8 protein-coding genes are annotated in these 8,439 nt (G+C 50.0%); 2 read left to right on the top strand and 6 right to left on the bottom strand.

Features of this window, described 5'->3' with window-relative positions:
• The first annotated feature begins 225 nt into the window (after positions 1 to 225).
• On the top strand, positions 226 to 456 hold the full coding sequence (locus tag KNQ02_RS14585; RefSeq protein WP_214809003.1) for a hypothetical protein: 231 nt from the start codon (positions 226 to 228) through the stop codon (positions 454 to 456).
• Here the strand turns inward: KNQ02_RS14585 and KNQ02_RS14580 are convergent, their stop codons facing one another.
• Both KNQ02_RS14580 and KNQ02_RS14575 read right to left on the bottom strand, forming a co-directional pair.
• Positions 457 to 1,680, bottom strand: a complete 1,224-nt coding sequence (locus KNQ02_RS14580) for a hypothetical protein (RefSeq protein ID WP_214809000.1) — start codon at positions 1,678 to 1,680, stop codon at positions 457 to 459.
• Positions 1,681 to 1,683: 3 nt separating this feature from the next.
• Entirely contained in the window at positions 1,684 to 2,904 is a 1,221-nt protein-coding gene (locus KNQ02_RS14575) for a hypothetical protein (protein ID WP_214808997.1), read from the bottom strand.
• A gap of 201 nt (positions 2,905 to 3,105) precedes the next feature.
• On the opposite strand from KNQ02_RS14575, the gene KNQ02_RS14570 reads away from it, so the two are divergent.
• A complete protein-coding gene (locus KNQ02_RS14570; protein WP_214808994.1) occupies positions 3,106 to 3,909 on the top strand; it encodes an alpha/beta fold hydrolase in 804 nt (267 codons plus the stop codon).
• A 531-nt stretch (positions 3,910 to 4,440) separates the two neighbouring features.
• On the opposite strand, the gene KNQ02_RS14565 is transcribed toward KNQ02_RS14570, so the two are convergent.
• From KNQ02_RS14565 to KNQ02_RS14550, 4 genes are all read right to left on the bottom strand, one after another.
• Positions 4,441 to 5,484 carry an NAD(P)/FAD-dependent oxidoreductase gene (locus tag KNQ02_RS14565; RefSeq protein WP_214808992.1) on the bottom strand — a complete coding sequence of 348 codons (1,044 nt, stop codon included), beginning with the start codon at positions 5,482 to 5,484 and terminating at the stop codon, positions 4,441 to 4,443.
• Between the two features lie 77 nt (positions 5,485 to 5,561).
• A complete protein-coding gene (locus tag KNQ02_RS14560; protein WP_214808989.1) occupies positions 5,562 to 6,287 on the bottom strand; it encodes an energy-coupling factor transporter transmembrane component T family protein in 726 nt (241 codons plus the stop codon).
• The gene (locus tag KNQ02_RS14555; protein ID WP_251133037.1) at positions 6,253 to 7,818 is read right to left on the bottom strand and encodes an ABC transporter ATP-binding protein; all 1,566 of its coding nucleotides are present in this window, start codon (positions 7,816 to 7,818) and stop codon (positions 6,253 to 6,255) included. The genes KNQ02_RS14560 and KNQ02_RS14555 overlap by 35 nt, the downstream gene beginning before the upstream one ends.
• On the bottom strand, positions 7,815 to 8,393 hold the full coding sequence (locus tag KNQ02_RS14550) for an ECF transporter S component (RefSeq protein WP_088837162.1): 579 nt from the start codon (positions 8,391 to 8,393) through the stop codon (positions 7,815 to 7,817). Before KNQ02_RS14550 ends, KNQ02_RS14555 begins: the two co-directional genes overlap by 4 nt.
• Between the last annotated feature and the right edge of the window lie 46 nt (positions 8,394 to 8,439).

The raw sequence follows: 8,439 nt of genomic DNA, 5'->3' as shown, positions 1-8,439 counted from the left end.
GAACCTCAAAAAATTGGCCAATTGGTCATGGGATTCCAGTCGGAATCCTAATGGAGTGTCATATTTTTTACGCATACATAAGACAAACCCTCATTTCCAAGTGGATATGAGGGTTTGTCTACAGTCTGAAATGCCTGACACCCGTTCTTCGGATGTCAGGCATTTTACATGTTCTTTCGCAGAAATGGGTAAAAGAGTTAAAACGGACAACAGAGGTGAGACAGCATGACGCGACGGAAACTGATTGTATCCGGTATGACCGTAATATTCGGCATGGTATTGATTCTCGGTTTTTTACTGTCAGGTGGATTCGTCTATCTTTATTTCTTTGCCATCCTGATCGGTTGTGCCTCGTTTTTGCGGGAACCGCTGTCCCGTGCAGAATGGTTGCAAGAAGGCATCGTCTTCATCCTCGTATGTTGTCTCATTTATGTCACCCAGCATTTTTTATTCTAATCAGTTGATCTGATAGGAATCGAGCAGTAAGTCCCGTGCTTCCGGCGTCAATTTAAAGCTGATTTTCCGCGTCCGGTCTTCAAGGTAGATATCCGTCTTTTTGACACGTCGATCGAGATAAATCCGATACTGTTGTGCTTGATCTCCGTTGAAGAGCGTCAAATAGGACCGCTCTGCGAGTTTTCCCTTTTTCTCTGCGACCTGACTTTGCTTAATCAATCCTGTCAACGTCTTCATTTCCTCGACGGATGTCATCAGGAATTCCTGCTCGCTCAATTCGTCATATGGCGTTTTTTGTGTGTAGTCGACCTTTGGAAACGGACGGTCATGAAAAACGGCATGGCGGGGGGACTCCGAACTGTCGTCGTCATCCGGTAGCAGCTTGATGCCTGGCGGTAGCTCGGACTCCTGTCTGACGGTCAACGTATAGCGCGACCGTTCTCCTGATGTCGTTGTTACCTGTAGCGATTCATACTCACCCTGACTGTTCGGTTCTGCCGGTGTAAAGCGTACCTTGACTGGTTTTTCCGCCTCGATAATCGGCGCTTCAAAAAGAAGATTGATCCCATCCGTCAGCAGGTGCGGACGAATCTGATGTCGGTCGTCCATGTACGTCTTATCAATAAATACGAAGTGCGGTATCCCGTGAGCAAACGGCGTCAATTCCATCACATTCGTGACGGTTGTTTCTTTCGTCTGATCATTCGTCGCCCGGATGACGAGGTATCCCGTCGTCGGAAGTGTCAACTGCATTTGCGACTTGCGAACGTGATCGACCAGATGGCTGTACAGTTGACGATTTTTCGGATCAATGGTCTTGATTTCGATCTTTTTCACCGGTTTCGTCAAGGCTGAAGTTGAAAACGAATTTTGTTTTTTCGTTAGCGAATGGAACGTCGGCAGATGCCGCATATCTTCACAATAAAGGTATGGTTGACCGTCCGACTCGATGTACGTCGCCCGCATGCCTTCGATGAACAGTCCGATGTTGACGAGCGAGACGTAATAATGGTCACCCACCGTATACTGTTTTGGTGGCTTGACCTTTTTTTGACGACAGACTTCTTGAATCAGGCTCCCCAGTTTCGGATCGGCACTTTTAAAGTCGCTGACGTTTAACGTATCGTAAAGGTCCGGTACATAGCTGAACTGAACCGGTTCCGGATCTTCAGCACAGCCACTTAAGAATACGAGGCAGAGGGCCAACACGAACCGTATGCGCATATCTCATTCCCCCTCAATCTGTTCCGCGAGCTGTGCAGCCAGCTCACCTGACAATTTTGTACCTTTTTTCGAGGTTGTGTCTTGCAGGTAGACATCTGTTTTCTGGGCACGCTTTTTTAAATACACGGTGAACGTTTGTGTTTTCCCCTTGTCGACGAGTGTAAAATACTGAAGCGACGGTTTATTTCCTTGCGGTTGCTCGAGGGTGACCTGTTTCAGTTCGTTCGCGAGGGTAAGTGATAATTCATCCGGCATGATCCCAATTTTGCGGATGTTGCCTTCTTGCAGGGACTCGATCGTCGGGTGGAGGAAACCTTCGATTCCGTCATTGCGTTCTTCATCATCCATTTCAAATAACTTCACCTTCTGATAGACCGGCTGATACCGTAAGGACAACGTTTTTTCTTCCATATCATCCAGGTCATTTTTTGCGCGTAACGTGACATACGGAATCGTTTTATTCGCCGTAAGTGTCTCCGGTAAGGGATGGTACGTCATGTCAACTTTCTCCTGATCATATGTCGTCATCACGATCCGGTCCTGCAGGTACCAACCGGGACTTTCAAAAGTAATCGAATGATATGTCGCATTTGCTCCGTTCCCGCTCGGACGCGTCGTCAAATAAAAGTCTGTCGTCTGGTTGATGAACGAAGTCGGGACATCGACGAGCACGTGCTCTTTGTTGTTCTCTGTCAGGATGACGAGTATTTGTCCTGCAATCGGCATATGTAAGTTATGGAAGGGTGCGAGACGACGGCTGAAATCACCCTCTGTTTTCGCTTCACGATTTTGATCCGCATGGCGTGTCCGTTGTTTTTCCGTCACCGGGAAAAATGTCGGCGTCTGCAAGGGCGTTTTGTCCGTTCCTTGTTCTACCTTCACCCACGGATGGTCTTTCGCTTCGACCGGATGAATTTTTAATTGATGCGTATCCCGCGACCGGCAGGCGAGGTACAGGTTTTCTTTTTCAGCGAGATAAAAGACCTCGGTTTGAGCTCCATACATTTCAAGCGTTTTTAAGGAAAAGTACATTTCATATGTATTAAGGATCCGGTAGGATGAGGGCAGTGCCGTCGTCTTTTTGTTCTTGCACGTTTTTAACAATTGTTTTTTCTCTTTCGTCGATACATCGTCTACGAATTGATGATCGGTAAAACGTTCGACTGACCAGTACGCCGGTACGGACTCAAGCTTCAATAAACGTTCTTGACCGCACCCGGTCAAGACGAGACTGCAGGCCAGTCCTAATGCCAGTGACCATGATTTAATGACAATCCCTCCCCGTCGTTTTCTACTTATTTTACCATATATTTTTCCATATTTTATCTATTTTTCATTTCACTTTAACCTTAAGATGTTAATAATCTATCAGAACGGGTAATACTCAATCATCACGAATTTCACTACTACACGGGGGTTATTCAAATGGGTACATTCATTCAAGCAGTTGACGGAACTAAAATTTATGTCGAAGATGTCGGTTCAGGACAACCGGTCGTCATGTTACACGGATGGCCAGCGAATAACAACATGTTCGAATATCAAAAGAATGCCTTGCTCGACGCCGGCTACCGTTACATCGGAGTTGATTACCGCGGCTACGGCAAATCGGATGCTCCAGCCAGCGGATATGATTATGCAACGATGGCATCTGACATCGATCAAGTCATCACGCAGCTCGAACTGAAAGACGCAGCGTTACTCGGCTTTTCAATGGGGGGCGGGATTGCGTTACGCTATCTCCTTAACCACGGATCGAGCAAAATCTCGAAATTGATTCTTGCGGGTGCTGCAGCTCCGGTCTTCACGCAACGGGAAGGGTACCCGTACGGGATGACAAAAGACGAAGTCGATGACTTGATTGCCGATACGAGAAAAGACCGTCCGGCGATGCTTGAAGGATTCGGAAAAATCTTCTTTGAACAAGACCATTCAGAACCGCTGACACAATGGTTCCACAACTTAAGTGTCGCAGCCTCTTCTCACGGCACGATTTTATCGGCAATCGCCTTGCGCGACGAAGACTTACGGGATGAATTGCAGCAGATTGACGTCGAGACGTTAATCATTCACGGTAAAAAAGACAAAGTCTGTCCGTTTGAATTTGCGGAAGAGATGCAAAAAGGAATCCCGAACTCACGGATCGAACCATTTGAAGAGAGCGGGCACGGGACAGTACTCGATGAACGCGAAAAATTCAACGATACATTACTTGCTTTCTTAAAATAATCAAAGACACGAAAAAGCCATCGCAAGTATGCGATGGCTGTTAAAGCTGTAGCTAAACGGTTATGAAGCCTGAAAATTCTATATCGAGATGCGCTTCCTTGTCTCACCTCGTATTCAAAGCGGCAATCGTTCGCGGTTCTAAGCGATTCAAGACAGATTACGCTCTAAACCGTCTGCATATTTGGATTTATCTCACGGTATTCCCTAAAAAGCGTCACGTTTCGTTGACTCCTACGGGAAAAAGTGCGTTTTTAACGCACTTTCAGAGGCAGGCAAGACCCTGCTCGTTGTCCGTTAGGATCAAGGAGCAACGGCTTGCGCCTCGCCCGAGGAAAGCAACGAAAAAAGACGCTTGATTTCCTGATAGCACGTTGTCTACAGTCTGAAACAGCCATCGCAAGTATGTGATGGCTGTTTTTGTGTCTAGATTGAGGAATGAATACCTCTCTGTTTTAGGAGGTTCCACATGCAGACACCTTAGTGCACGTTCCGCCTTGAACCGAACACCCAGTTCATTCGAAATTCGAGTTCTTATGTCGTATAACTTTTGATGAACCGGCGATCGATCCATTGTTTCAAACGCCAGCTCAAATGATTCGTCTGATAGTGTCGTCCGTAAAGCAAGGTCCCTTGCTGATGTCCCATCGAAAGAATCGTCAAGTAACGCGTTTGCGGCCGGAACGTCCGCAAACGTTCCTGATTGATGAAACGAAGAAGGTTCTCAAGCAAGACAGGTGCTTGCCGGACGGCGGTTACACCGTTCTTCGGTGTGTTCGGATATGCGGCGAGCGTCGCACAGTCGCCGACGGCAAACAGAGAAGGGTCCTCTAGCGACTGGAACGTCTCGTGGACGAGCAAAAATCCGCGGTCGTCACAATAGAGGCCGGATGCCTTGAACAGATCCAGTGCTGACGCGCCACCTAAAAACAGGACGGCATCCGCTTTGAATGATTGACCCGACTGGAGCTGGACGGTTTGCTCATCAAGAGAGAGGAACCGGTCGACGATGCGTGTCACGCCCAGCGTATCCAACCGGTCAAGGATGCTCGCCTCTGCCGGGTGTCCTGCGAGGAGCGGTTCATCATGGACGAGTGTGACCGGACAACCGTCCGATTGGAATGAGGCGGCCATCTCGATTGCAGCAGCACCGCTCCCGACGATGACGGGCGACGATGCCTCTTTAAACTGACGGAGCGCCTGATCGATTTGATAATTCGGCTTGATCGTGACGCGTGACGTCGCATCTGAGACATTCCAGTCATTCGAACCGATGTTACACGATACGACGTCGTAAGAAATGATTTCGCCTGACTGACAGAAAACTTGTTTCGTTTGCGGATCGATCCGCGTGACACGGTCCTCCATCAATGTCTTTCCGTGAAGAGAACAGAGTGCTTTGACATCGACCCGGGTCTCCTCGAGTCGATACGTGCCGTCCGCAAGACCGGAGAACATTCCTGAATAATACTGATAACGGGACGGGTTGATGACGATCCATTCAACATCCGGATGCGTTCCTTCCTTGATACATTCTAAATGGGCATGACCTGCCCCGACTAATACGATTCGTTTCAAACCTTCACCTACTTCTTTAAATTAACTGCTTCCGAGACTATGATTCCCTGAATCCGTCTGCGTTAATCTAATGAATGTCATAGGACAATCCGAAGCAAGCTCGTCACGAGACAAACGAGAGCAAAAAACACTTGATCGTGACGCGTCACGACCGGACGGACATAATACGTCCGCTCGGCCTGAAACCGACGCGCTTCCATCGCAATCGCGATTTGTTCCGAACGGATGATACTGTTCGTAAAAAGCGGTAAACTGATGGCGAAAAACGTCTGCCATGGCCAAATCGAGTGCTGTTGCCGGACACGCCGTGCTTGACGGATTGTTCTTATTTCCTGCTGGAAGATCGGAATAAAACGAATCCCTGCTAAAAAGCCGTATGCGAGACGGTCCGGAAGGCGGCACTGATGAATCAGGCTCATGACGAACCGGGTTTGGTCGGTCGTCGCGATGAACGTCAAACTGAGGAAGACGAAGGCGAGCATCCGCAGTGCAATCAACCAGGCATGACCGATACTTTCTTCCGTGACGCGAAACCAACCGAATGACCAAACTTCCGTACTGCCTTTTCCGAAGGCTGCCATCATCCAAAATGTCAGCAAGAACAAGACGAGGTAGGGGGAGACCCGTTTGGCGAGCGTCAACAGTGACCAACCGGAGCAGCCCAATCCGACCGCAGCGAGTAAAAGTAAGGCTATCGTTTCGCGTAACGTCGGTGCCGCAATCAAGAGCACCATCACGTACAGGAGGGCACCGAGCTTGAGTGCCGGATTAATACGTGCGAGCGGGGAGTCGTTTTCCTGCACGACGTTTCACCTCCTCGAGTTGCTGATACAAATACGATAACGGACGAGAGAGTTGGTTATGCTCGAGTAACGTCTCGTCTTTAAACAAAGTGTCCGGTGTGCCGTCGAACTGAAGTCGCCCGTCACCAAGGACGAGGACCCGGTCGGCATACTGGTGGACCAGCTCCATGTCATGCGTCACCATGATCAGCGTCGTCCCGTTTAATCGCGCCTGCTCGAACATCTCGATGAGTTGACTTGTCGTCTCGGCATCTTGACCGAACGTCGGTTCATCGAGTAACAGGACGTCTTTTGGTTCTAACAACATCGTTGCGACGCTGAGCCGTCGCTTTTGACCCATGCTCAGGGCGAGGGGCGACTGACGGGCGACATGGGTTAACCGGTAGGATTGCAACGCCGTTTCAATCCGCTCCGGCGTCGGTGCATCCATGCTGATTACGAGCTCGTCTTCGACCGTCTGCTTGAGAAATTGGAGCTCTGGCTGTTGAAAGACGAATCCGACGTGTCGGTAATAGCTCCGACTTTTCCATGTCCGCAGTTCTTTTTCGAACAAGCGGACCGTACCGCCTTGCGCCGGAATCAATTTCGCCAGTGTTTCGAGCAACGTGCTTTTCCCGGCACCGTTCGATCCGACGACCATGATCCATTCTCCGGCGTGTGTTGCAAGCGACAGGTTATCGACAATCACTTGCTTACGGCGTCCTAACGCGGTGCGCGTCAGCGCGAACGTCGTGTCGTGCCGAACCGGAGGACGGTTGTTAGTCACTTTTCGTAACCGCCCCGCCTGGGAAGAAGCGGGGGGCACGGTTTCCAGTTCATACGGGTAGAGGAGCGGCGTCGCAATGCCGCGTCGTTCAAGTTCATCGCGATACTGACCGAAGACATCAAGCGGCGGACCATCGCGTAAAATCGTTCCGCCGTGATCGAAGACGAGCACCCGGTCACTGAACGTCACACAGCGGTCAAGCTGATGTTCAATCAGAACGAGCGTCAACGTCCGGTCGTGATGGAGTTCCTCAATCAGCTGCATCAAAACCCGATGTCCTGCCGGATCGAGTTGCGCCGTCGGTTCGTCAAGCAATAGAATATCCGGCTCAAGCGCTAGGACGCAGGCGAGGGCGAGTCGTTGTTTCATCCCTCCTGACAGTTGCATAATCGGTGTCGTCAGCGGCACGTCCAGACCGACACGTGCCAGTACGGCGTCAATCCGGTCATCCATCTGACTGCGGTCGACTGAGCGATTTTCAAGACTAAAGGCAACTTCCGCTCCGACGGTCTGCATGCAGAACTGGTCGTCCGGATTTTGAAAAAGGATTCCGACCGTCCCATTCGTTTTGCAGTGGCCGCTGACATCGGCTTCGATCGCGTCAGGTAATAAGCCGGCGAGAACATGTAAAAACGTCGTTTTCCCACTGCCGCTCGGTCCGACGAGCAACGTCGTTTCCCCTTCGTGTAGCGTCACCGTCACCTTGTGCAGGACGTTGTCATGTTGCCCCGGATAGCGGACAGACAAGTCGTTACAATGAATCATGCTGCATCCGGCTTCCGCCGCTTACGCCCGATCGCATAACCGTTCAACGTCCCTGTCTTGACGAGCGCATCGACGATGACTTTCGCAAGTAATCCACCGAGCAATGCACCGCTGACGAGTTGAAGGGAAAACGTCAACAGAAGTGTCGTCGTCGTATAGTAGGCGAAACCATTGACGACAAGACTATAGACCATACTACCAATTGCGGCGAACATTCCGGATAGAACTAACGTCATCGTGTTGAACTTCCGGTATCCGAAGAGGGCAAAAGCGATTTCGGCACCGATTCCTTGAGCGAAACCAATCAATAAGGCCGATAATCCGAAGTGACTCCCCGTGAATAATTCGACAGCCGCGGCGACGACTTCTGCAATCAGTGCTGCCCCGGGCTTTTGAATGATGTAGGCGACAAGCGGACTCGCGATGACCCAAATCCCGAACATCCAGTTCGATCCGACCGGTCCGAAGATCGCGGAAATCGGTAACCACAATGTCGACCACCCTAAGTAGAGTACCCCGCAAGCAACCGACAACATCATCATGACAATGATTTCTTTCATTTTCCAACTGTTCATGTTCCTATCTCCCTTTGGCACAACCACCAGACAAACAAAAAGACCG

This window comes from Exiguobacterium sp. s102 (genome assembly GCF_018618635.1).
In the GTDB taxonomy this organism is placed as follows: Bacteria; Bacillota; Bacilli; order Exiguobacteriales; family Exiguobacteriaceae; genus Exiguobacterium_A; species Exiguobacterium_A oxidotolerans.
The sequence above is the reverse complement of the archived record's forward strand: the minus strand, read 5'-3'. Positions and strand labels throughout refer to the sequence as shown.